The following is a 24827-nucleotide window of genomic DNA, read 5'->3' on the forward strand; positions in this document are numbered from 1 at the left end:
CCGCGCATGCGTCATCGCCGCGGCCGATATACGATGCCGATCATCCTAGAGGTTCGCGCATTCCTTGACAGACGTCGGCGTGTTCGCGCAGAAGGCAAGAAAATCAGCCACCGAAGACGATGCGGAGGCCGGATCACGCACGCCGCGCCCGGAAGAAGTCGGCGAGCCGCTCCGCGCACATCTCCTCGCGCACGCCGCCGACGACCTCGGGCGCATGGCCCACATGGGGGTCGCGCGGAATGTCCCATACCGAGCCGCAGGCACCGAGCTTCGCATCCCAGGCGCCGAAGACGATGCGGCCGATATGCGTCTGCAGGCACGCGCCCGCGCACATCGGGCACGGTTCGAGCGTGACGATCAATGTGCAGTCCGCCAGATTCCAGTCGTCACGTTCGTCGGCCGCCTGACGCATCGCGAGGATCTCGGCATGGGCGAGCGGGTCGGCGTCCCGCTCGCGCATATTGCGGCCGATGCCGACGATTTCGCCGTTCGTGTCGACGATGATCGCGCCGACCGGCACATCGCCGTGCGCCGCCGCCTCGTCGGCGAGCGCGAGCGCATCCTCCATCCATCCGCGCATCGCCGCGCGGTCCATCGGCATCAGCGGCATCAGCGGCTCCTTACGTCGTTCAGCCGCGCCTCATCCGGACGCGTCTCGTTGTCTCCAGCCATCATACGATGCGCCACATGCCGGTAACGCGCCGCTTGCTATGCTGAAAGCCCATCCCCTCATGCGCGACATACGGCTCAGCCGTGCGTGGGGCCCAACAATGAACGACGAGGACGAGGAGGACCGACTGTGGCGGTTTTCGAACTGATTCTGAGCATTGTCGCCGCCGTGCTGCTCTCCTCATTCCTGAGTCGTTTCATCCCGCGCATCTCGACGCCGCTCGTGCAGATCGCACTTGGCGTGCTCATGGCGCAGCTGCCCTTCGTGCCGGACACCAGACTCGACCCGGAACTGTTCATGGTGCTGTTCATCGCGCCGCTGCTCTATCTCGAGGCGCATGAGATCAACAAAAGCCAGCTGCTCAAATCATTGAAGCTGTCATTGTCGCTCGCCGTCGGCCTAGCGATCGCGATCATGGTCGTCGTCGGATTCACCGTGCATGCGATCTGGCCGATGTTCACGCTCGCCGCGGCGCTCGCGCTCGGCGCCGCGCTCGGCCCGACCGACGCCGTCGCCGTCAGCTCGTTGAGCCATGAGGCCTCGTTGTCGCAACGTCAGGTCGGCGTCCTCAAAGGCGAATCGCTGTTCAACGACGCCTCCGGCATCGTCGGCTTCCAGTTCGCGATCACGGCGGCCGTCACCGGCCAGTTCCGCGTGACCGAGGCGGTCGGCGAGGTCGTCGTCTCCTTCTTCGGCGGCGCGTTGTTCGGCCTCGTCGTAGGGCTGCTCGCCAACTGGCTGTTCGAGACCTCGCGCCAGCTCGGCTGGGAGACGACGACGTCGCGCATCCTGCTCGAGCTGTTCCTGCCGTTCCTGCTGTATCTGGGCGCCGGGGCCGTGCACGTCTCCGGCATCCTCGCCGTCGTCGCCGCCGGGCTGATGATGCGCTTCGACCGCACCGGCATCGGCCCGAACGTCGCGCGCACGAATATCGTCGCGTCAAGCGTCTGGTCGGTGCTCTCGTTCTCGCTCAACGGCGCCGTGTTCATCCTGCTCGGTCTGCTGCTGCCCGGCGCGATGCGCGCAAGCTGGGACAATCCGGCGATCAGCAACTGGACGCTGCTGACGATCATCCTGTGCGTCTCCGCCGTCATCGTCGGGCTGCGTTTCCTGTGGGTGTCCGCGATGCTGCGCCTCGCACACGCCGAGGATTCGCGCAAACGCCGCCATATGACGCCGGAGCGTTGGCGTTCGGCGGCCGTCATGACCTTCGGCGGCGCGAAAGGCACGATCACGCTGTCGCTGATGTTCACGATCCCGTACACGCTCGCGGACGGCGAATGGTTCCCGATGCGCGACGAGCTCATCTTCATCGCCGGCGGCGTCATCATCGTCACATTGCTGCTCGCAAACTTCATGCTGCCGATCATCGCGCCGAACAAGGCGGCGGACGATTCCCGCGAGATCACCGAGGCGTCGATCGAGGTGCTGCGCCGCACCGTCGAGGAGCTCGCCGAACTGACGACCGACGAGAACCGCGCGCCCGTCATGGCCGTCATCAACTCGTACACGCAACGCATCACGCGGCTGAAGAAACGGCTCGGCGAGACGAACGCGGACGCGCGCGCCGAGCTGCAGCTGGCCGCGCTCGACTGGGAGAAGGACTACGTCAAACGTCGGCTCGCCGAAACGCGCATCGACCCGACACTCGACACGCACGAGCGCGACATCCGCGTCGAGGCCTGCGAGCGCCTGCTCGACCAGATCATGACGACGCTGCGCCACACGCACACCGAACACGATTCGTCGCATGTGCTGTGGCAGATCAAGGGACGTGTGCATTCGCTGCAGCGGCACACCGTCATCGTCTCGCGGCGCGCGGCGAACAAGATCCGCCGCAGCACGCCGATGTTCAGCGAGGACGAGGTGTACGGCAGCATGCGCGACCTGCAGACCGACGCGATCGACCATGTCATCGACCGCCTGTACGAGGAGATGACGAGCACGACCTACGACACCGAAATCGTATCGGGGCTGCTGCTCGACTACCGCCGCGCCGAGGCGTCGCTCAAATCGCGGCCGAACATGCGCAACTCGGCGTCGCTGTCGACGCTGATCGACGCCGTCAAGCGCGAAAGCTTCGGCATCGAGCTCGGCGTCATCCAGGACATGCTCGAGAACGGCGACATCACGCGCGCGCAGGCGAAGCAGCTGCGCAAGAACGTCTATGTGATGAGCGTCGCCGCCGACGCGAACTTCTGAGTTCGTCCTCACACACACGGAGGGCGGCGCCGACCACGATGGTCGGCGCCGCCCTCCGTGTGTTTCCGAGCCATCGGATGCCCGATGAGGGACGCCGGCGGCTACTGCAGCGCGCCGCCGGTCGCGTCGCCGGGCAACGTCTGCGTGCCGTCGCCACCGGTCGACGGGACAGCCGGGACGGTCGTCGTACCGGTCGTGTCGCCACCGGTCGTCGTACCGGTCGTGTCGCCACCGGCGACGCCGCCGTTGACGGTGCCGTCGGCGGTGCCGTTGACCCCCGGCTGCTGCGCGCCGTTCGCCGCGTTCTGCTGTTCCTGCTGGCGCTGCGCCTCGGCGGCGGCCGCGTTCGCCGCCGTCAGCGCGTCCTCGGAGGCGCGCACCGTGTCACCGGCCGCGCGCAGCGCGTCGCGCGCCTTGTCGGCGGCCTCCTGCGTGAGGCCGGAATCGGCGACCGTCTTCCTCGCATCGTCGATTGCCGACTGCAGCGCCTCGCGCGTCGCCTCGTCGGCGACAAGGCCGGCCGATTCGTCGTACAGCGTCTGTGCCTCGTCGATCGCCGACTGCAGGTCCTTCCTGACGCCATCCGACTTCGTGCGCGCGTCCTTCGACGCGTTGAGCGCGGATGCGGCGTCCTTGAGCGACTTCGTCGCGTCCTCGATTTGCGTGGCCTGCGCGTCGAGTTTGCGCGCCGCCTGTTCGAGCGCGGGCTGCGCGAGCGACGCCGCGCACATCTGGTCGACGCCCTGCGTGTCCTTCTGCAGCGCCGTCGCCTGCTGCAATGCATCGGCGAACTTCGTGACCGTCGACTCGTCGGCGACGGCGTCCTGCGACGTCGACGCGAGGGAGCCGTCCGCCTTCACCTCCTTGTCGAGCGTCGCCGACACCGTCTGGACGAGCTGCTGCGAGCGCCGGCAGGAGGCGAGCGCGGCGTCCTTCGCGTCGGCCGACTTGCCGCGCTGCCACATCACGATGCCGACGACGACGAGCGCGACGACGACGAGCGCGGCGACGACGGCGACGATGACCTTCGTGTTGCGGCTGCTGCCGCCGTCGCGGCCATGATGGCCGTTACCCGGTTCGTCCGGCACATCGCCGTCGCCGTCGTCCTCATCGGCGACCTCCTCGAGCGGTTCGAAGGAGGCCGGCGCGCCCTCGGTATTCGTCTCGATGACGGTGTTCGTGTAGGAAGACGCGGTCCGTCCGAGCACGTGCGTGCCTCCATCGGCGGCATCGTCCATGCCGGCGCGCGGATTGATCGGCGGCAACGTCGCCGTCGGCGCGCCGTCCTGCGCCATCTGCTGCGTGTGAGTGTTGACCGATGTGGACGTCGGCGCCGGCGGGAACAGTTCGGTCTGTTCGTCGTCGGCCGCAGCGGCGCTGCCTTCGGCGGCGCCCCACACCGGCACGTTGAAGTCGTCGGAGGCCGCATCCGCGTTCAGCGGCGCCACGCCGGACGCCGGCATCGCCTGCGTCGGCGCCTCGGTGTTCGAGTTCGCAAACGTGAAGGTCGGCATCGCGCGCGTCCCGGCCGGCGCCGTAGTCGTCGGCACGGCCGGCTGCGGTGACGCGGAGGCGGTGTGCGCGGCCGAAGTCGCAGCCGGCGAAGTCGTCGCGGTCGGCATCGGCGAAGTCGGCGACTGCGCGGACGCGGCGGATGCGGCGTCTCGCGGATGCGGCGTCTCGCGCTTCGGCGTCGGCGCGTCGTCGAAGGACGGGAACCGCAGCGCGGCGCTGTCGATGCGTTCATCGATCGGCTGCAGGCTGTGGTCGATGTCGCCGGCGGGGTCGCTCGGGAACTGCAGATCGGAATTGGAAGGATTGGGATTGTTCGCCATTGGCCGTCAGCCTCTCTTCATCTCATGCGGACGCGCAGGCGGCGCGGGCGTGTCCGCAGCACATAACGGGAACGCCGCGACGGGCACGTTCGGGGCACCGACCACTAGTCGGTGATCTGCGCGCGGTAGAAATTCACATAGGAACGCGACGGCGTCGGGCCGCGCTGTCCCTGATAGTGGGAGCCAGCCACCGCCGAGCCGTAGGGATGCTCGGCCGGGGAGCTCAGCTGGAAGAAGCACATCTGCCCGATCTTCATGCCCGGCCACAGCTTCACCGGCAGCGTCGAGACGTTGGATAGCTCGAGCGTGATGTGGCCTTCGAAGCCGGGATCGATGAAACCGGCCGTCGAATGCGTCAGGATGCCGAGACGGCCGAGCGAGCTCTTGCCTTCGAGCCGCGCGGCGAGCGTCGCGTCGAGCTTGACATATTCCCATGTCGAACCAAGCGCGAACTCGCCCGGATGCAGAATCCACGGCTCGTCCGGTCTGACCTCGAACTGCTCGGTGAGCTCGCCCTGGTTCTCGGCCGGATCCACGTAGGTGTACGCATGATTGTTGAACAGACGGAAGAAACGGTCGAGACGCACGTCGATCGATGCGGGCTGCACCATTTCAGGCGTCCACGGATCGAGCGAGATATGGCCCTCGGCCTGTGCGGCGAGGATATCGCGATCGGACAGCAGCATCTTAGGGGCATCTCCTTCGTGACGGATCGGTTCCCATGCCATGGCCGTATGCACATGGTCATGCTCGATTCAGTGTAATTGCGTACGCCGACGCACTCGCAATGTTCGAGCGGCCGCGACGCCGGCGGCTGATTCGTGTGCACGGACACATGCGCACGCATATGGGGCGCGTATATTGGCGGTATGACTGATGCTTCCGAGAACCGTGGCGCCCTCATCGGCCGCCCATCGACGGTCGTGCCCGGCCGTTTCGGCGAACCGCTCACCGTCACCTCCGCGCGCACATCGCGCAACGGCGCCACCGCAGCCGGCGGCCGCCCGCTGTTCCTGTGCCTGCATGGCTGGGGTTCCAACGAGGACGATCTGGCCGACATGATGCGCTATGTGGCGCCGTACAACGATTACGTCTCGCTGCGCGCGCCGCTTGTGCTGCAGGAGGCGTCGCTCATGCAGCCGGGGGCGTACTCGTGGCTGCATGATGCGATCCCCGTCGGAGAGGATCTCGACCGCGACGCCTTCGCGGCGGCCACGGCGATTGACGCATGGGTGATGGCGAATGTCGACGCCGGCCGCGACGTCGTGCCGATCGGCTTCTCGCAGGGCGGCATGCTGGCGATCCAGCTGCTGCGCGTGCATCCGGAACGCTACCGCGCGGCGATCAGCCTGTCTGGATTCCTCGCGCCGGGCATCGTCGAAGGCGCCCATCCCGCCGACGAACGACTGCTCGAACTCAATATCCCGACCTTCTACGGCTACGGTTCGGCCGACACCGTCGTGCCGAAGTACGACATCTACGAGACGCTCGCATGGCTCGAGGAGTACACGTGGCTCACCGCGCACGAATACCGCGGTCTCGACCATGCGGTCAGCCTTGCCGAATTCGCCGACCTGCGTCAGTGGCTGCTCGACCACGACATCTCGTCAGGCATCATGTGACATCATCTGACGACTCCACGGCCGTCCGCAGCCGCGGAACGATTGGAAAACAGCTGATGGCCCGAGCGGGCGCCGACCTTGTGGACAAGGTCGGCGCCCGCTCGGGCCATCAGTTGTAATCAACAATCAATCAATACTCAGTATTGATGATGATGACGACGTGTCAGCGCTTCGCACGCATGCGCAGGAAGATCTTGCGAATCTCCGAGGCAAGCAGCACGAAGAAGGCCAGGCCGATGCACTCAAGCCATGCCATCGGCGGCAGCGGCGTCGTGCCGAAGGCCGTATTGAGGAACGGCACATAGATGACGAGCAGCTGCAGTGCAATGGACAGGCCGATCGCACCCCACAGCCACTTGTTCGAGAACAGGCCGACGAACGCGCTCTGCAGATGCGAACGCGACGCGAGCGCATTGAACAGCTGTGCGAACACGAGAATCGTGAAGCCCATCGTGCGCGCCTCGACCATCTGTGCGTCATGACCCATCGCACTGACTGAACGGTCGGTGAATAGGCCGCCGGACAGATGCATGTCCATGCCGATGAGCGTGACGACGGCCATGATGATGCCGATGTAGACGATATCGCCCCACATCGCGCCGTCGATGACACGGTCGGTGAGCTTGCGCGGCTTGCGGTTCATGACGTCCTCGGTCATCGGGTCGACGCCCATCGCGAGCGCCGGCGCCGCGTCAGTCAGCAGGTTGATCCACAGCAGCTGCGTCGCAAGCAGCGGCACGGTGACACCGACCGAAGCCGGGTTCTTGATGCCAAGCCAGCCGGCAAAGACAACGCCGAAGAAGACGGTGAAGACTTCACCGACGTTCGAGCTGAGCAGGTAGCGCAGGAACTTGCGGATGTTGTCGAAGATGCCGCGGCCTTCGCGTACGGCGGCGACGATCGTCGAGAAGTTGTCATCGGCGAGAATCATCTTCGCCGACTGCTTCGTCACTTCGGTGCCGGTGATGCCCATCGCGACGCCGATGTCCGCGGCCTTGACTGCCGGGGCATCGTTGACGCCGTCGCCGGTCATCGCGGCGATGTTGCCCTGACGCTGCAGCGATTCGACGATCTTGAGCTTATGCTCCGGCGCGACGCGCGCGTAAACGGAGACCTCGGAGGTCGCCTTGTCGAGCTGTTTTTCGTCCATCGCGTCGAGCTCGTCGCCGGTGAGCGCCTTGCCGTCCTTGGCGATGATGCCGAGGTCGGAGGCGATGCGGGCAGCTGTGAGCGGATGGTCGCCGGTGATCATGACGGTGCGGATGCCGGCGCGGTGCGCCTCGGCGACGGCGTCACGCACTTCGGTGCGCGGCGGATCGATGATGCCGACCATGCCGTTCCAGATCAGATGGGCTTCGATTACTTCGGCCTGTTCGGCGATGTCGGAGACTTCGCCGGCCGAGTTCGTACGGATGCCAGGGATCTGCGCGAGCGAATCGGTTTCGAGCGGACGGTACGCCTCGCCGAGCGTGCGGTACGCCTCACGCGAGAGTCGTTCGACCGTTTCGAGGATGTCCTGACGGTCGCCTTCGGTGAGCTTGCGGATCGCGCCGTTGACGTAGATGCGGTCGCAGTAGCCGAGGAGCACGTCCGGCGCGCCCTTCGCGAAGACGGTGAGCTTGCCGGCGTCGGTCGCGTTGCGCGCGATGACGGACATGCGCTTGCGCTCCGACGTGAACGGGATTTCGGCGACGCGCTGGAAGTGCTCGTACTTCTTGTCCGCATGCGTCTTGCGCGCGGCCACGACGAGCGAAACCTCGGTCGGATCGCCGACGACCTCCCACGTGCCGGGCTTGTCGCCCTCACGCAGCTCGCCATCGTTCGCGAGCGTGCCGGCGCCGAGCGTGGCGAGCACCTCGTTCGCGATGTTCTCCGGGACGGCGGCACCGTCGAGTGCGACCATGTCGCCTTCCGGCGCATAACCGGTGCCGGTCAGTTCGACCTCGCCCGACGGCACGACGACGCGTTCAACGGTCATCTCGTTGCGCGTGAGCGTACCGGTCTTGTCCGAGCAGATGACGGACGCGGAGCCGAGCGTCTCGACCGAATGTAGCTTCTTGACGATCGCGTGGTGTGCGGCCATACGCTGCACGCCGAGCGCGAGAACGACGGTGAGGATTGCGGCGAGGCCTTCCGGCACGGCCGCAACGGCGAGCGAGACGGCGAGCAGCAGCGAATCGATGACGTCGTGGACGCTGTGGAATCCTTCGAGGATCGCGAGCGCGAGCAGCACGACGGCGGCGATGATGCACACGGCGATGCCGAGAATCTTCGAGACGTGGTTCATTTCCTTCTGCAGCGGCGTCGCCTCGTCGTCGGTCGACTGCAGCAGGTCGGCGATCTTGCCGACCTGCGTGTTCATGCCAGTGCCGGTCACGATCGCGCGGCCGGTGCCCTGCGTGACGGATGTGCCGTTGAAGACCATGTTCGTACGGTCGCCAAGCGCCTTCGCCTTCTCGAGTGTCTCCGGCTTCTTACCCACCGGGACGGATTCGCCGGTCAGCGAAGCCTCGGCGATGCGCAGGCTCGCGGCGGCGAGCAGACGGCCATCGGCCGGAACCGTGTCGCCTTCACCGAGCACAAGAATATCGCCGGGGACGATGTCGGTCGTGTTGATGCGCTCGACGCGGCCGTCGCGCAGCACGTTCGACGTCGGTGCCGTCATCTCGGACAGCGCGTTGACGGCCTCCTCAGCCTTCGCCTCCTGCACGTAGCCGAGAATCGCGTTGACGATGAGGATCAGCACGATGACGATGGCGTCAAATGGCAGCGCTTCGCCGCCTTCGGCACCGGGTGCCGCGTTGACTTTCTCGATGATCCACGCGACGAGCGAGATCGCCGTCGCGGCGAGCAGCAGGTAGACGAGCGGATCCTGGAACTGCTGCAGGAACTTCTTCCATTTCGGCACCGGCGGCGCGCTCGCAAGCTCGTTGGGGCCGAATTTCTCGAGTCGTCGCTTGGCTTCAGCGGCACTCAGGCCAGTGCGCGGATCCACGTCGAGCGCGGCCGCCACTTCGGTGGCGTCGACGAGCGACGGATCGACATCGTGCAGCAGCGCCTCCTGAGCCTTCACCTCACGGCTCTCTTCGGCGTTCTCAGGCTCCACATGGGGCTCGTTGGACAGCGCGGATGGATCAATGATGCGATCATCCATAGGTTGTTTCTCCTCGGTCAGCCGCGGAGTAGTCAGCCAGACGCGGCTCCCCGGCCCGATATGGGTGGACCGGGAAACGGGCGCCGGACTGCGCGGTTATTTCCGGCGCCACGTTGGCATGGCGCCTCATACGTCTGCCATTATTCCATAGCGCCGGTCAATATGCGGTCGTTCGCGCCGAACTGCGCACAATCTGCGAAAACGCGAGGCGGGGGCGCGACGGGTTCGCGCAGGGCGCGTTTGGCGCGGGGCGCTGCCATAATTGTGCCCATGGTTACGAAGAAAGGCCCGACCAAAGGGTCGGGCGGCAAGCACCGCAACGCGCTGCGCGGCAAGGGCCCGACGCCCAAGGCCGAGGACCGCGTCTATCACAAGGCATACAAGGCGAAGAAGGAGGCGCAGAAGCGCCAGCGTTCCGATCCGCGTCTGGCCGCACGCCGCCGCGCCGCCAGGTTCGCGAACGATTCCGACGATCTGGTCATCGGCCGCAACGCCGTCCTCGAGGCGCTGCGCGTCGGCGTGCCGGCGAGCACGCTGTACGTGGCCGCGCGCATCGAGCCGGACGACCGCACGCGCGAGATCATCCGTCTCGCCGGCCAGCATGGCCTCAACCTGCTCGAGGCGGACCGTCTCGAGATGGACCGGATCGCGCGTTCCGACCATCATCAGGGCGTCATCATGAAGGCGCAGCCCTTCCAGTATTCGTCGCTCATCGAGCTCGCCGAACGCGCCGAGCGCAAGGCGCGCGCGATGGAAGCCGCGAATTCGAAGGCCGCGCGTCTCGCCGCGCGTCCGCTGTTCATCGCGCTCGACGGTATCACCGATCCGCAGAACCTCGGCGCCGTCATCCGCTCGGCGGCCGCCTTCGGCGCGAACGGCGTCATCCTGCCGGAGCGCCGCTCGGCGTCGGTGAACGCGACCGCGTGGAAGGTGTCGGCGGGCGCCGCCGCGCATATGCCGGTCGCGCGCGTCGTCAATCTGACGAAGGCGATCGAGGCGCTCAAGGAGCGCGGCTACTACAGCGTCGGCCTCGACGGCGGCGGCAGCAAGCTCGTCGGCGAGACCGGCTTCGAGACCGATCCGCTCGTCATCGTGCTCGGTTCGGAAGGCAAAGGCCTGAGCAGGCTCACGCGCGAGGCCTGCGACTGCATCGCGAGCATCCCGATGACGAACGCCGTCGAATCGCTCAACGCGTCCGTCGCCGCCGGCATCGCGATGTACGCGGCCGACCGCGCGCGCCGCGAGGCCGCCGAAAGCTGAGCACCCGCGCGCGCCGTGGCGCGCGTATACGCATATGGATATGGCTGTGCCCGGGGTCGTGACGACCCCGGGCACAGCCATATCCATATGCATCCGCCGTGCGGCGGCGAAACGCGCTCAGTGCGCCCAGACGGCGGCGTCCTGGTCGAGCTCCGGATTGTAGTCGTCGTCCTCGTCGTGATGCGCGGTCACATCGTCGTAGGTGGATTCGTCGTCGATGACGCCGGAGTCGGCTTCGGCGTTGAGGTCGTCGACGGTCTTCGCGTCCATCATCTGCTTGGGCAGGATGTTCTGCACATAGCTCTGCACGGCGTCGGCCATCGGCACGTCGTGGCCGGCCTTCTCCGCCATGAACCAGCGGTGGTCGAGCACTTCGTGGAAGAACTGCGCGGGTTCGATCTGCGAACGGTATTCCGGCGGGATCATGCGCACCGTCGGTTCGAAGACCTCGCGCATCCAGTCGGTCGCGACGATCTCGAGGTCCTCGCCGTCGCGCCACGTCGACGCACGGTAGGCGTCGAGGTCGTTGAGCAGACGACGTGCCTGGTTCTCCTGCACGTCGAGACCGGTCAGACGCAGCAGCCTGCGGTTCGCATAGCCGGCGTCGACGACGCGCGGGCGCACGAGCACGCGTTTGCCGTCCTCGGTCGTCGTCACCTCGAGTTCGTCGACGTCGAAGCCGAGCTCGTTGAGCCGGTTGACGCGCTTCTCGATCTTCCACATCTCGTTCGGGTTGAACTTGTCGGTGTCGGTCAATGCGCTCCACAGCGAGTGATAGCGGTCGACGAGACGGTTGCCGACCTCGATCTCGTCGACATCCGGCGGCAGCAGCTCACCGGAGCTCAGATCCATCAGTTCGCCGATGATGTTCGTACGCGCCAGATCGATGTCGTATTCGCGCTGCCCCTGCGTCAGCTCGACCTGCAGGTCGCCGGTCTCGGCGTCGACGAGGAACGCGGAGAACGCGTCGGCGTCCTTGAGGAACAGGACGTTCGACAACGACACGTCGCCCCAGTAGAAGCCGGCGAGGTGCAGACGCACCATGAGCACGGCGAGCGCGTCGATGAGCCGCTCCGCCGTGTCCGGACGCAATGCGCGCGCGAACAGTGCGCGGTACGGCAGCGAGAAGCGCAGATGCTTCGTCACGAGGATCGCCTCGAGCGGATTGCCGTGCTCGTCATGGCGTCCGGTCACGACGGCGATCGGCTGCACGGTCGGCAGGTTCAGCTTCTGCAGCTGGCGCAGCAGCTCGTATTCGCGTTCCGCGACGTTGCTCGTGATCTCCTTCATCGCGTAGACCGCGTCGCCGACGCGCACGAAGCGCACGATGTGTCGGGAGATACCTCGCGGCAGGTTGACGAGGATATCCTTCGGCCAAGTGGACAGCGGCTGCTCCCACGGCAATGTGAACATCTTCGGGTCGGCGCTCGCCGACGTGATCTTGAGCGACGCCGGTTCATCGGAGGGCGTGGCCGGGTCCTCGGCCTTCACGCTCGTCGCCTTCAACGCGCGCGGATCCAGCTGCGGATTGTCATTGAAGCTCATAGTCGCCACTTTACCTCATAGCCATGTGCGGTTTTCTCCGACAGGATACGCCCGAGATACGAAGGAACCCCGCAGATGGTGCGGGGTTCCTTCACAACGCTCAGGTCAGCACTTGCGTGCGGCCGGCATCAGTTGATGCGCAGTTCGGTCGACGGGGCGAAGAGATGCATCTTGGCCGGGTTGACCTTGATCTTGACGACGTCGCCAACCTTCGGCAGCACGCGCGGGTTCACGCGGATCGTCGTGAGCTTGTTCTGGTCGGACATCATCGACGTGTGCTCGTCCTTCTGGGCGATCGCGTCATCGGTGAGGATGTTGCCGTAGATGTAGCCGTCGGAGCCGAGATCCTCGACATTGACGACCTTGAGCGAGAACGCGTTCGTGTCGTCCGGGCCGGCGAGCGAGGCATCCTCCGGGCGGAAGCCGACGACGATCTCGTTGTTGTCCTCCGGCGTGAGCTTGTCGAGCGCCTCCTTCGGCAGGTCCATCGTGTCCTGTCCGATCTTCGCCTTGCCGTTGACGACCGGGTGCGTGTTGATGTTCATCGACGGCGAGCCGATGAAGCCGGCGACGAAGACGTTGGCCGGGCGGTCGTACAGCTCGGTCGGCGCGCCGACCTGCTGCAGGATGCCGAGCTTGATGACGGCGATGCGGTCGCCCATCGTCAGCGCCTCGGTCTGATCGTGCGTGACGTACAGCGTCGTGACGCCGAGCTGGCGCTGCAGCGCCGCGATCTGCGTACGGGTCTGCACACGCAGCTTCGCGTCGAGGTTCGACAGCGGCTCATCCATCAGGAAGACCTTCGGCTCACGGACGATTGCACGGCCCATCGCGACGCGCTGACGCTGACCACCGGAAAGCGCCTTCGGCTTGCGATCGAGGAACTCGGTGAGGTCGAGGATCTCGGCGGCCTTCTCGACGCGCTTGCGAATCTCCTCCTTCGGCGTGCCTGCGATCTTCAGCGCGAAGCCCATGTTGTCGGCGACGGTCATGTGCGGATACAGCGCGTAGTTCTGGAACACCATCGCGATGTCGCGATCCTTCGGCTGCATCGTGGTGACGTCCTTGCCACCGATCAGGATGCGGCCCTTGTTGACTTCCTCGAGACCCGCGAGCATGCGCAGCGTCGTCGACTTGCCGCAGCCGGAAGGACCGACGAGGACGAGGAACTCGCCGTCCTTGATATCGAGATTGAGATCATCCACCGACGGCTTGTCGTTGCCCGGGTAGATTCGCGTGACGTGGTCGAAAATGACTTCTGCCATTATTCATCCTTTCATCGGCAGGTACGTGCCGAACGATCCGTTGTGAGGGGATTACTTGTGGCGTGTCCACCTGCAGCCGTCGACTTCGACACGGCAACAGACTTCTACGTTCGCCCGACGAGGATCGCTCCTCGCCAAGCTGCTCCACACTATACACGGTCCTCTCAACTTATCAATTCCTCAGGCGTGCCGCACGTGTCGTTTCCTCCGCGCCCCGCGCCAACATCGTCGGTCGCGCGGGCGGCGACGCCCGCCCCAACGATACCAGCCGTGTTCGTCCTGCGCGACATTCGCCCTGCCGCGCGCCGCGCCATAGGCGCGCCCCTCCGTACAATCAAGCGGTATGACGCTTGAGAAATGGGAACGCATCTCCAACATACCGCTGTTCGCGCTGTCGGCCGTGTTCCTGTTCGCGTATTCATGGCAGATCCTCGCGCAGACGCATCTGACCGCCTGCTTCATCGCGATCAACGTCGTCTGGATCACCTACGGCATCGACTACCTCGTCTCCTTCATCCTCGCCGAGCACAAGTGGCTCTGGTTCCGCAGGAACATCCTGCTGCTGCTGACGCTCGCACTGCCGATCTTCCGCCCGCTGCGGCTGCTGCGCCTCATCCCGATGCTGCATATCTTCAACCGCTCCGCCGGCGCGGCGACGCGCGGCCGCATCACGATCTACGCGACGAGCGCGATATCGCTGCTCATCTACGTCGCCGCGCTCGCCGAATACTCGGCCGAGCATCTGGCCCCCGGCGCGACGATCACGACGTTCCCGCTGTCGCTGTGGTGGGCCTTCGTCACGGTGACGACGGTCGGCTACGGCGACGTCTACCCGGTCACGCTCACCGGCCGCTTCATCGCCATCGCGCTGATGCTCACCGGCATCGCATTGATCGGCATCGTCAGCGCGATGATCTCGTCGTGGATCATCGATCAGGTCAACGGCGGCGCGCGCAACATCACGAAGGACGACGCGCCGGCGACGGGCACGCGCGCGCAGTCCGACAACGACTACAACTCCGCCGACATCCGTCTGATGCGCGCCGAGATCCTGCGGCTCACCGACACGGTCGGCCAGCTCAACCACGAGCTGCAGCGCACGCACCGTCTGACGAAGCGCGCGCATCGGCGCGTCCAGGAGCACCACGGCAACGTGTTCCTCGACGAGGACGGCCGGCTGCGCCGCGGAACGTCGGGCGACGCCGTCGACATCGACACGATGACGACGACGACATCGACGCCGACCGATGGCGACCGCGCGCAGGCCGCGCCGCACGACGCCGGACGCGGCGTCCATGGGCAGCGCAGGGCGCCGCATCACGCCGGCGACGCGCCGCAGACGCACGCCGACGGCGCGGCGAATCCGGCCCACCGGCAATAATTGCCCATCGACACAGTAACGAACCTACGATAGTGACCATGAGTGATCTGCACGCTTTGAACCTCCAGCCCGGAGACATCGTCGGCGGCTACACGCTCGACGCGCGCCTCGGCGCCGGCGCGATGGGGTCGGTGTGGCGCGTGACGGACGGCGGCGGCACCAGCTACGCGATGAAGATACTGAGGGATTCGCTCAACGACGAAGCCGTCGACGAGGAGGGACGCCGCGCGCAGACGACGGCACGCGAACGGCTGCGCCGCGAGGCGATGGCGCTCAAACGCATCAAGGATCCGGGCGTGTGCAGCATCGTCGACATGGAACTCGACGATTCGCTCGCGTTCATCGTCACCGAACTCATCGAAGGCGACAATCTGCGTCAGGACGTCGCGCAGAACGGCCGCTACACCGGCAGCGACCTCGAACGGCTCGCCGAGAAGCTCATCGCCGCCATGCACGCCGTGCACGCGGCCGGCATCGTGCACCGCGACATCAAACCGACGAACGTCATGGTCTCGGTCACCGGGCCGATCCTCGTCGACTTCGGCATCGCGATGGGCGAAGGCGAAAGCCATGTGACGAGCACCGGCCTCGTCATGGGCACGCCGGGATTCATCGCCCCCGAGATCATCGAAGGGCAGGAGGCGAACGAGGCGACCGACTGGTGGTCGACGGCCTCGGTGCTCGCCTTCGCGGCGACCGGCGCGCCGGTCTTCGGCACGCAGCCGATGCTCGCCGTGCTGCAGCGCGAGGCGGCCGGCAACGCGAATCTGCAGGGTCTGCCGCCGCGCACGTTGCAGGCGTTCCGTTCGGCGCTCTCGCCGCATCCCGAGGAGCGATGCACGCCCGACGAACTGCTCGACGCGATATCGGCGGACGCGTGGGAGGCGGAATCGCATCTCCCTTTTGAGGCAGCCGCCCCGGCCACCGGAGCGACCTTCAGGAAGAACGAAAGCGTCCACAACCCGCGCAGCCTGTGGCGTGCGCAATCGATGCCGACGGCGTCGATCCTGTTCCCCGGCGGCCGCCCGCGCGCGGCCGCGCAGGAGGATGCCGGTGCGCGATCCGGCGCCGGCATGCGGAGCGCCGCGCCGCTCGATCCGCCGCGTCCGCCGACGGCGACGCGGCCGCTCGAAGCCGCCACGACGCCGCTCGTGCAGCCGATGACGATGCCCGCCGGAACGGCTGCGACGCGTGTGCTGCCGACCGATGCCGATGCAGCCGACGTCGAAGCGACGCAGGTCATCGGACCGATCGAACAGCCGACGGTCGCGCTCACCGCGGCGCCGGACATGGCGGCGCAGGATGCGCAGCCGCAATCCGCGGGACCCGGGCAGGAGGCCACGCAGGTGCTGCGCTCGGCGACGTCGGCGCCATCGTGGCGGACCGTGCAGACGCAGCAGGACACGCAGACGGACGCACGGCCGCAATCGGACATGCAGCCGCCGGAACAGGCCTATGTACAACCGACCTTCGCGCAGACGCCGCAGGACGCGGCGCCGGCGAATCCGACGCCACGCTATATGTCGCGCGGACGGCTCGCCTGCCTGCTGCTGCTCGTGCCGTTCGCCGTGTTCGCCGCGAGCATGCCGGTCGTCGCGCTCATCGTCGCGTCGATGACGCTGTGGGTATTGATGGCGGTCGGCTACAACGCGGACGCGCAGAACACGCGCATCCGCCGCCGTCAGGGCGAGCGCCGCGGCAGCGACATGGCGCTCCGTGCGATCTCGTTCCCGTGGCATCTGCTCAAATCAGTCCTGTTCATCATCCCGACGATCCTCGCGCTGTGGCTCGCCGACGCCCTCGTCACCGCGCTCGCGACGCTCGTCTGCGCGCTGCCGCGCTACGAGACGGCGCTGCCGATCTTCGGCGGCTCGCTGACGGTCGCCGTGCCGGACGCGGCGCCGGCGTCGATGACCGGCGCGGCCTGCGCGATCGCCTTCGCGGCCGGCTGGCTGTTCGTCGTGCTCGGCCCGTGGTCGTCGCCGATACGGCTCGGCGCCGGGCATCTGCTCGGCCTGACGCAGCGTGAACGCGAACGTGTGCAGCTGCCGGCGCAGCAGAACCGTCGGCAGTGGGTGTGGCTCGCGATCGCGATTGCCGGCACCTGCGCGGCCGCGATCAACGTCGAGGTGTCGCCGGCCGTCGCATGGTGGCCGCTGCTGCCGTGGTAGCGGCCGCGCGCCGCAATGTGCGCGCTTCGTGATGGATGCGTGCAAACGATGGATTTTGGCGGCACGGCAACCTACACTCGAGACAGATTCAGGAAAGGACCACGATGGCTCAGAACAACCCATCCAAGCGCGAGCGCCGGCGCGAGGCCGAGGCCGCCGCGCAGCAGGCGCAGGCGGCGAAGGCGGCGAAGGAACGCAAGCAGCAGACGATCATCGGCGCCATCGTGGCGGCCGTGCTCGTCGTGCTCATCGTCATCGCCGGCATCGCCGTCTACCGCAGCACGCATCCGGCGACGAACAACGCGTCGTCGACGACGGCCGAGGAGGCGAAGGACGCGAAGACGACGCTCGCGACGTCGCCGTCGAAGCCGTCGGTCGCCGATGACCAGGGCGGCATCCTCATCTCGGCGAACGGCTACGACAAGCCGGTCGCCGACGTGCCGACCGTCGGCATCTACATGGACTTCATGTGCCCGGGCTGTGGCAGCCTCAACCAGAACCTCGACAAGGACCTCGTGAAGATGGCGGACGCAGGCCAGATCAACCTCGATCTGCACTTCATGTCCTTCATGGACCGCTTCTCGAGCGATCAGTACTCGACGCGCACGGCGAACGCGGCGCTGTACATCGCCGACCATGATCCGGACCCGGACCATCTGCTCAGGTTCATGTCCAATCTCTACGCCGCCGACTTCCAGCCGGACGAGTCGAACTACGTGCCGATCAGCGACGAGAAGATCGCCGAGCGCGCCGTCGACGCCGGCGTGGACAAGGATGTGGCCAACAAGGCGATCACGCGCCAGTACGACGACTATCTTGACGCCGTCAACACCTACACGCCGACACGCGAGGAACTGTGGAGCACGAGCGGCTCGATGAAGGGCTCGATGTCGACGCCGACGGTGACGATCAACGGCCGCTACTGGGACATCCACGACGCGAAGGTCACGTCGAAGGACTCGCTCACCGACGCGCTATGCGACGCGATCGGTCTCAAGCCGGCGGACATCGGCGTCAAGGGCGCCCTGCCGTCGATCGGCGCGAAGGGCAAGGCGCTCATCCCGTGACGGCATGCCGAACGCACATGACGTGAAGATGCCGTGTGCGTTCGGCGTTCGGCGCGTCCCGCATCTTGACCGTTCCAGATGAACTGCTATGCTGTTCACAGTTGGCGCGCGATGCGCACCGGTCAACAGCGTCAGCCTCCTTAGCTCAGATGGCCAGAGCGGCCGCCTTGTAAGCGGCAGGTCGTCGGTTCGATCCCGACAGGAGGCTCGATTTGCATTGAGGACGAAGAATCCATATACTCATATTGTGTATGAGAAGTTTGGCCTCATGCAAAGGAATACTTACCTCCGAGTAAGCAAATCCTGAAGGCTCCCCCAACCATAGCCTTCAGGTGCGGGTGAAGCATCCCCCCAACCAGCTTCGCTCGCGGGGGCGAGAACATCCCCTTCTCTCTCGCCCCCACCCCTTCCAACGGAAACCCCGCGCCCATCGGTCGCGGGGTTTCCTGTTCCTCCGTTCCTTCGCCTCCGATGGGCAGGCCTTCCGCGGGACGGATCATCGACGGCATCGACGGAACGGGACGCAAACCAAGCATGGATGCGCGAAGCCGGGTGGAATCGGGAACTCGCAGACGACCGGAACGGAGCGGCGCGCGCAGCGCGACGATGGACATCAGCACGGACACCGCGGGCGAAAATGGCGGCGCGCGTCAGTACAATCGTGACAGGACTACAACGTGCAGGAAAGCAGGAAAAGAAAAGGGGAACTATGCCCAAGCGATGGTCACCGAGACGTACCGTGACGTTGCGCCGCATCCGCGTCATGACCTGCGCCGTTGCGCTCGTACTGGCGTCGTGCCTCACGTTCGCGTTCACGGCACGCAAGTCGGTCGCGCTCGACGTCAATGGTGACACACGCTACCTGACGACGTATGCGACGACGGTGAGCGGGCTGCTGCGCGAGCAGGGCGTCGACGTCAAGACGCACGACCTCGTCAAGAACACCGGCGACGGCACACTCGTCGACAACGACGTCGTCACCGTGAAGAGCGCCTACCAGACGACGATCACGATCGACGGACAGCAGATGCCGTTCTGGACGGTCGCGGACAGCGCCGAGCAGCTGCTCGACTTCTTCGAGCAGAACGAGGTCGCCGCGTCGCGCATCACCGTCGACATCAAGAACGTCTACAACCAGCTCACCGGCGGCATGGTCATCAACGCCGACGGCCCGGTCACGGTGATCGCGGACGGCAAGACGTCGATCGCGCCGAACGGCAAGCTGCCGGCGGCGTCGATCCTCGATTCGAAGGGCATCACGCTCGGCAAGGACGACCGCGTCAGCGTGCAGAAGGACGGCGGCAAGACGATCCTGCGCGTGCAGCGCGTGACCTACGGCGACAAGACGGAGACCGTCGTCATCCCGTACACGACGCGCACCGTGCTCGACGGCACGCTCGACCCCGGCGCGCGACGCGTCGACATGGCCGGTGAGAACGGCGAGAAGAAGATCACCTACCGCGTCACCTACGTCGACGGCGTGCCGGTGGACACGACGCAGACGAAGGAGGTCGTGACGAAGACGGCGCTCGACGAGGTCGTCGCCGTCGGTCCGGAGAAGGTCGAGGTTCCCGACGACGATGCTGGTAACGGCGACGCGGATGCCGACGAAGGCACCGGAGAGAACGGCGGCGATACCGCCGGCGACGCCGCGGATACGACGGGACAGCAGCCGGGCAGCGAGCCCACGCAGCAGCCGTCGGCGCAGCCGAGCGCCGAACCGACACAGCAGCCGCAGCCGACGCAACAGCCGAGCGCCGAACCGACACAGCAGCCGACGCAGACGCCGACGCAACAGCCGCAGCCGACCCAGAAACCGCAGCCCACCCAGCAGCCGACGCAACAGCCGCAGCCTAAGCCGACGCAGACGCAGAAGCCTAAGCCGACGCAGAAGCCCACACAGCAACCGACGCAGCCGAGCACACCGGCCGAAGACTGCCGCCTGTGCCGCCCGTCGGCGTCCGCCGCGCAGGCCTATGCCGCCGGCGCCGCCGCGCAGTACGGCTGGACCGGCCAGAACTGGACCGATCTGGTGAAACTGTGGAACCGCGAATCCGGCTGGCGCTGGAACGCCGAGAACCCGTATTCGGGCGCCTACGGCATCCCGCAGTCGCTGCCCGGCAACAAGATGGCCGCCTTCGGCACGAACTGGCGCAACGACGCCGCCGTGCAGATCGACTGGGGCCTGAGCTACATCGCCGGCCGCTACGGCTCGCCGATGAAGGCCTGGGAGCATTCCGAACGGGTCGGCTGGTACTAAACCGCCGTGCGACGACGCCGAGACGCCGGCCGCGTCTGCAGCCACCGGCGACCACCCGCAGCCATTCATAGTCATTCATAGTCATCCATCAGCAACGACGATCCCGATTCCGAAGGAAAGACGACATATCCGCATGAGCGCACACGACGACGAACCCCGCGCGGCCGAGACCGCCGCGCCAGCCACATCGACGGCTTCCGCCGATTCCGCAACCAAGGCGGCCGCGGCGTCCGGCGGCGGCCATCTGCTCGGCGCCGCCGACATCCGCCGCATCGCCGCCGACGCCGGCATCAGCCCGACGAAGAAGTTCGGCCAGAACTTCGTCATCGACCCGGGCACGGTGCGCCGCATCGTGCGCGAAGCCGGCGTCGGAGCCGACGACCATGTGCTCGAGGTCGGCCCCGGCCTCGGTTCGCTCACGCTCGCAATCCTCGAAACCGGCGCGCGGATGACGGCGGTCGAGATCGACCCGCCGGTCGCGCAGCGGCTGCCGCACACGATCGCCGAGTTCATGCCGGACGCCGCCGACCGCCTGCGCGTCGTGCGCGCCGACGCGCTGACGCTCACGCCGCGCAATCTTCCCGACTTCGACGACGACGCATCGTTCACGCTCGTCGCCAATCTTCCGTATAACGTCGCGACGCCGATCCTGCTCACGCTGCTCGAACGGTTCGACAATCTCGGCTCGTTCCTCGTCATGGTGCAGAAGGAGGTCGCCGACCGTCTGTCCGCGCAGCCGGGATCGAAGATCTACGGCACGCCGAGCGTGAAGCTCGCCTGGTACGGCATCGCGAAATCGGTCGGAACGATCGGCCGCAACGTCTTCTGGCCGGCGCCGAACGTCGACTCCGCGCTCGTGCGCTTCGACCGCCACGCGCCGGGCGAAGGCCCGGCCGCGCACGCGCAGTCGGGGCGCGAGGCCGTGTTCAGACTCATCGACGCCGCCTTCGGGCAGCGCCGCAAGACATTGCATGCGGCGCTGAAGAAGGTCGTGCCGTCAGGCACCTTCGAGCGCGCCGGCATCGACATGACGCGGCGCGGCGAGACGTTGACCGTCGACGAATTCGTGCGCCTCGCCGACGCCGCGAAGGAGCTCGAGGCATGAGCGGCGCGATCGTGAGCGTCGACTGCCCGGCGAAGACGAACCTGACGTTGCACGTCGGCGCACGCCATGGGGAATGGGGTGGCCGCCACGCGCTCGACACGATGTACTGCGCCGTCGGCGTCTACGACACCGTCACACTCGAGCAGCGCGAGGACGGCGCCGGATGCTCGCTCGAGATCTCCGGGCAGTATCTGGGCGACCTCGCCGCGTCGAGCAGCGACATGCTGCGCAACCATGCGATGCTCGCATTGTTCGCGATGGCGCGCGCCTGCGGACGCGAGCCGGACGTGGGCGTGACGATCGAAAAGAACATCCCGGTCGGCGCCGGTCTCGGCGGCGGTTCGGCGGACGCGGCCGGCACGTTGCTCGCACTCAACGAGCTGTGGGATCTGCATTGGCCGCCCGAACGGCTCGCGCCGATCGCGGCGACGCTCGGCGCCGACATGCCGTTCTGCCTCGTCGGCGGATACGCGCACGGTTCCGGCTACGGCGAGATCGTCACGCCGGTGGCGGCCGACGATCCGCGCATCGAGGCGCTGCGCGCCGACGGCTACGACGGCCATGTGCTCGTCGGCGCCTACCGCGCACAGCTGAGCACACCGGAGGTGTATGCGGCGTTCGACGTGCTCGGCGGCGACGGATCGCCGAACGATCTGCAGGCCGCCGCCGTGTCGCTGCACCCGCGATCGGGCGCCGCGATCCGGCTCGCGCAGGACGCCGGCGCCACGCGCGCGTTCATCTCGGGATCGGGCCCGTCGGTATGCGCCTTCGTGCCCGACGACGCCGCCGCACAGGCCGTCGAACGGGCGTGGCTCGACGCGCAGGCCGTCGATCGGCTCTTCGTGGCGCAGGCGCCGGTGACGCCGGTCGTGCATGCGCCGGAACGCTGAAGACCGCCGCCGCGAGCGGCCGTCGCACGGCCGTCACACAGGGCTCGCAGCGTCAGCATAATGGGATAAGGTGAGACCACAGTCACCTCGTGAACAAGGGATAGGTATGGCACAGAACAACGGGGCGCGCGAGGCCCGCAAGGCATACGTACGCAAGCGCCAGTCGATCGTGTTCAGCATCGTCGGCGTCGTGCTCGTCGTCGCGCTCGTCTTCGCGACGCTCGTGTTCTTCCATGTGGGCGGCCTCGGCGAGACCGCGCAGAGCAAGGAGTCGGCGAACTACGGGCGCACCGCGCCGTGCGTGTCGCCAGCGGCCGACGGTTCGACGCCGAAGTATGTGGACAACCGCTCGGTGACGGTGCGCGTGCTCAACGGCACGCAGTTCTCCGGTTTCGCACAGGCCGTCGCCGAGGCGCTCGAGAACCGCGAGTTCGTCGTGCAAGGCGTCGACAACTACGACAGCGCGAAGGTGGAGCGCACATTGATCATCTTCGGCAAGAACGCGATCCCGCAGGCGTACACGCTCGCCAGCAACTTCAACGACGCGCAGATGGTCATGGACGACCGCGCGGACAAGCTCGTCGACGTCGTCCTCGGCGCGACGTTCAAGGATCTCGTCCCCACCGAGGATCTGCCGAAGACCGGCTCCGACATCCCGAACATCGAAGGCTGCAAGGCCCCGGACAAGATGACGTCGCTGCCGAAGGCGCCCGACCACACGCCGGTCGGCTGAACCTCCCGCACAGTACGATTTTGCGAACGCCCCGCACACGATCCGTGTGCGGGGCGTTCGCAAACCGACGTCCTGACGAACGTTCCGGGTGCGATCCGCGGATGCCGCGGTCGCGAAAGCCGCTTTTCGCGACCATCTCCGGCGCATGCTCCGTCAACGATGGTCGCAAACCGGCCGTCACTGGTCGGCGTTGCGCTCGTCGTACCAGCGGTGCAGCTCGGCGACGGCCACGTCGTGTTCGACCGGGCCGTGGTCGAGACGGTAGTCGAGCATGTGCCGGTACGCGGCGCCGACCTCCGGCCCCGGTTCGATCCCCAGTTCGGCGATGATCTCGTTGCCGTCGAGGTCCGGGCGGATCGCCTTGAGGTCCTCCTGCTCCTTGAGCTCGCGCACGCGCTGCTCCATCTCGTCCATCGCCGTGCTGAACACGAGCGCCTTGCGGCGGTTGCGCGTCGTCACATCGGCGCGTGTCAGCCGATTGAGCCGCTCGTAGAGCGGACCGGCGTCCTTGACGTAGCGGCGCACGGCCGAGTCGGTCCACGGCTCGTCCACATAGCCGTGGAAGCGCAGATGCAGGTCGACGAGGCCGCTGACGTCGTCGACGACGTGGTGGTCGAAGCGCAGCGCCTTGAGACGCCTGCGCGTGAGCTTGGCGCCGACGGCGTCGTGATGGCGGAACGTGACCTTGCCGCCGGGTTCGAACCTGCGCGTCTTCGGCTTGCCGATGTCATGCATCAGCGCGGCGAGGCGCAGCACGAGGTCGGGACCGGGCACCGGGCCGTCGGGTCCCGTCTCGAGCGCGACCGCGCGGTCGATGACGATCATCGTGTGCTCGAAGACGTCCTTATGACGGTGATGCTCGTCGATCTCGAGCTGCAATGCCGGGATCTCCGGGAAGACGATGTCGGCGAGCCCGGAGTCGACGAAGGCCTCGATGCCGGCGCGCGGCCGGTCGGACAGCAACAGCTTCGTCAGTTCGTCGCGCACGCGTTCGGCGGAGACGATCTCGAGCCGCGAACCCATGTCGCAGATCGCCTCGGCCGTCTCCGGCTCAATCGAGAATCCGAGCTGCGCGACGAAGCGCACGGCGCGCATCATGCGCAGCGGATCGTCGTCGAAGGACTGCCGCGGGTCGACGGGCGTGCGCAGCACCTTGCGCTGCAGGTCGTTCGCGCCGCCGAAGGGGTCGACGAACTCGAGCTGCGGCACACGCAGCGCCATCGCGTTGACGGTGAAGTCGCGGCGAGACAGGTCGCCTTCGAGAGAGTCGCCGTAGCTGACCTCGGGCTTGCGTGACTCGGGGTCGTAGACGTCCGAACGGTAGGTCGTCACCTCCACCTTGACCTCGGTGCCGTCGGGACGCCGGCGCAGCGCGCCGAGCGTGCCGAACTTGCGTCCCATGTCCCAGAACCCGTCATGGCCCCAGCGTTTGAGGATCGGCTCGAACTCCTCGGGCCGCGCCGACGTGCAGAAGTCAAGATCGTGCGAGGGCCGCTGCAGCAGCAGGTCGCGCACCGGACCCCCGACGAGCGCGAGCTCGTACCCGGCATCGGCAAACATCTCTCCCAGCTCAATGGCCTCCGGCCACACTTCGAAGTTCACAGGCTCCCTTTCGGCCAATCGTCCTCACATGTCGAACATGTCCCATCGGCGTTTCCGCCGGCACA

Annotated in this window: 17 protein-coding genes and 1 tRNA gene; 11 read left to right on the forward strand and 7 right to left on the reverse strand. The window is 66.7% G+C overall.

Going from position 1 to position 24827, the window contains the following annotated elements; genetic code table 11:
• Positions 1-133 precede the first annotated feature (133 nt).
• Entirely contained in the window at positions 134-610 is a 477-nt protein-coding gene (tadA, locus tag BcFMB_RS02275; protein ID WP_232513853.1) for a tRNA adenosine(34) deaminase TadA, read from the reverse strand.
• Positions 611-799: 189 nt separating this feature from the next.
• Between tadA and BcFMB_RS02280 the strand changes: the two genes are divergently transcribed.
• On the forward strand, positions 800-2872 hold the full coding sequence (locus tag BcFMB_RS02280; RefSeq protein WP_024540194.1) for a Na+/H+ antiporter: 2073 nt from the start codon (positions 800-802) through the stop codon (positions 2870-2872).
• A gap of 101 nt (positions 2873-2973) precedes the next feature.
• Here BcFMB_RS02280 and BcFMB_RS02285 read toward each other — a convergent pair whose 3' ends face one another.
• On the reverse strand, positions 2974-4707 hold the full coding sequence (locus BcFMB_RS02285; protein ID WP_099720936.1) for a hypothetical protein: 1734 nt from the start codon (positions 4705-4707) through the stop codon (positions 2974-2976).
• A gap of 104 nt (positions 4708-4811) precedes the next feature.
• Positions 4812-5393, reverse strand: a complete 582-nt coding sequence (gene dcd, locus BcFMB_RS02290; RefSeq protein ID WP_024540192.1) for a dCTP deaminase — start codon at positions 5391-5393, stop codon at positions 4812-4814.
• A 183-nt stretch (positions 5394-5576) separates the two neighbouring features.
• Between dcd and BcFMB_RS02295 the strand changes: the two genes are divergently transcribed.
• Complete coding sequence (locus tag BcFMB_RS02295) at positions 5577-6329, forward strand: alpha/beta hydrolase (RefSeq protein ID WP_026644965.1); 753 nt, start codon at positions 5577-5579, stop codon at positions 6327-6329.
• Between the two features lie 163 nt (positions 6330-6492).
• Here the strand turns inward: BcFMB_RS02295 and BcFMB_RS02300 are convergent, their stop codons facing one another.
• The gene (locus BcFMB_RS02300; RefSeq protein ID WP_099720937.1) at positions 6493-9483 is read right to left on the reverse strand and encodes a cation-translocating P-type ATPase; all 2991 of its coding nucleotides are present in this window, start codon (positions 9481-9483) and stop codon (positions 6493-6495) included.
• Positions 9484-9753: 270 nt separating this feature from the next.
• On the opposite strand from BcFMB_RS02300, the gene rlmB reads away from it, so the two are divergent.
• Entirely contained in the window at positions 9754-10743 is a 990-nt protein-coding gene (rlmB, locus tag BcFMB_RS02305; RefSeq protein ID WP_024540189.1) for a 23S rRNA (guanosine(2251)-2'-O)-methyltransferase RlmB, read from the forward strand.
• 117 nt (positions 10744-10860) lie between these two features.
• On the opposite strand, the gene BcFMB_RS02310 is transcribed toward rlmB, so the two are convergent.
• Together BcFMB_RS02310 and BcFMB_RS02315 are read right to left on the reverse strand one after the other, a co-directional pair.
• Positions 10861-12288, reverse strand: coding sequence for a DUF4032 domain-containing protein (locus BcFMB_RS02310; protein WP_099720938.1), 1428 nt, complete (start codon positions 12286-12288; stop codon positions 10861-10863).
• A 128-nt stretch (positions 12289-12416) separates the two neighbouring features.
• On the reverse strand, positions 12417-13553 hold the full coding sequence (locus BcFMB_RS02315; protein WP_024540187.1) for an ABC transporter ATP-binding protein: 1137 nt from the start codon (positions 13551-13553) through the stop codon (positions 12417-12419).
• Positions 13554-13896: 343 nt separating this feature from the next.
• Here BcFMB_RS02315 and BcFMB_RS02325 point away from each other — a divergent pair, with 343 nt between their 5' ends.
• The 8 genes from BcFMB_RS02325 to BcFMB_RS02360 all read left to right on the forward strand — a co-directional run bounded on the left by BcFMB_RS02325 (position 13897) and on the right by BcFMB_RS02360 (position 23160).
• Positions 13897-14934, forward strand: a complete 1038-nt coding sequence (locus BcFMB_RS02325; protein WP_198405434.1) for a potassium channel family protein — start codon at positions 13897-13899, stop codon at positions 14932-14934.
• A 38-nt stretch (positions 14935-14972) separates the two neighbouring features.
• On the forward strand, positions 14973-17105 hold the full coding sequence (locus BcFMB_RS02330; RefSeq protein ID WP_099720940.1) for a serine/threonine-protein kinase: 2133 nt from the start codon (positions 14973-14975) through the stop codon (positions 17103-17105).
• A 104-nt stretch (positions 17106-17209) separates the two neighbouring features.
• On the forward strand, positions 17210-18172 hold the full coding sequence (locus BcFMB_RS02335; RefSeq protein WP_099720941.1) for a DsbA family protein: 963 nt from the start codon (positions 17210-17212) through the stop codon (positions 18170-18172).
• Positions 18173-18306: 134 nt separating this feature from the next.
• A tRNA-Thr gene (locus tag BcFMB_RS02340) sits at positions 18307-18380 on the forward strand.
• Between the two features lie 501 nt (positions 18381-18881).
• Entirely contained in the window at positions 18882-20432 is a 1551-nt protein-coding gene (locus BcFMB_RS02345; RefSeq protein WP_024540183.1) for an aggregation-promoting factor C-terminal-like domain-containing protein, read from the forward strand.
• A 133-nt stretch (positions 20433-20565) separates the two neighbouring features.
• Positions 20566-21537: a 16S rRNA (adenine(1518)-N(6)/adenine(1519)-N(6))-dimethyltransferase RsmA gene (gene rsmA / locus BcFMB_RS02350; RefSeq protein ID WP_099720942.1), complete on the forward strand. Its 972-nt coding sequence runs from the start codon at positions 20566-20568 to the stop codon at positions 21535-21537.
• A complete protein-coding gene (locus BcFMB_RS02355; RefSeq protein ID WP_099720943.1) occupies positions 21534-22427 on the forward strand; it encodes a 4-(cytidine 5'-diphospho)-2-C-methyl-D-erythritol kinase in 894 nt (297 codons plus the stop codon). Before rsmA ends, BcFMB_RS02355 begins: the two co-directional genes overlap by 4 nt.
• A gap of 106 nt (positions 22428-22533) precedes the next feature.
• A complete protein-coding gene (locus BcFMB_RS02360; RefSeq protein WP_024540180.1) occupies positions 22534-23160 on the forward strand; it encodes a LytR C-terminal domain-containing protein in 627 nt (208 codons plus the stop codon).
• A gap of 177 nt (positions 23161-23337) precedes the next feature.
• Here BcFMB_RS02360 and BcFMB_RS02365 read toward each other — a convergent pair whose 3' ends face one another.
• Positions 23338-24762 carry a CCA tRNA nucleotidyltransferase gene (locus BcFMB_RS02365; protein ID WP_024540179.1) on the reverse strand — a complete coding sequence of 475 codons (1425 nt, stop codon included), beginning with the start codon at positions 24760-24762 and terminating at the stop codon, positions 23338-23340.
• Positions 24763-24827: the final 65 nt, after the last annotated feature.

Origin of the sequence: Bifidobacterium choerinum (assembly GCF_002761235.1) — a bacterium.
Lineage (GTDB): Bacteria > Actinomycetota > Actinomycetes > Actinomycetales > Bifidobacteriaceae > Bifidobacterium > Bifidobacterium choerinum.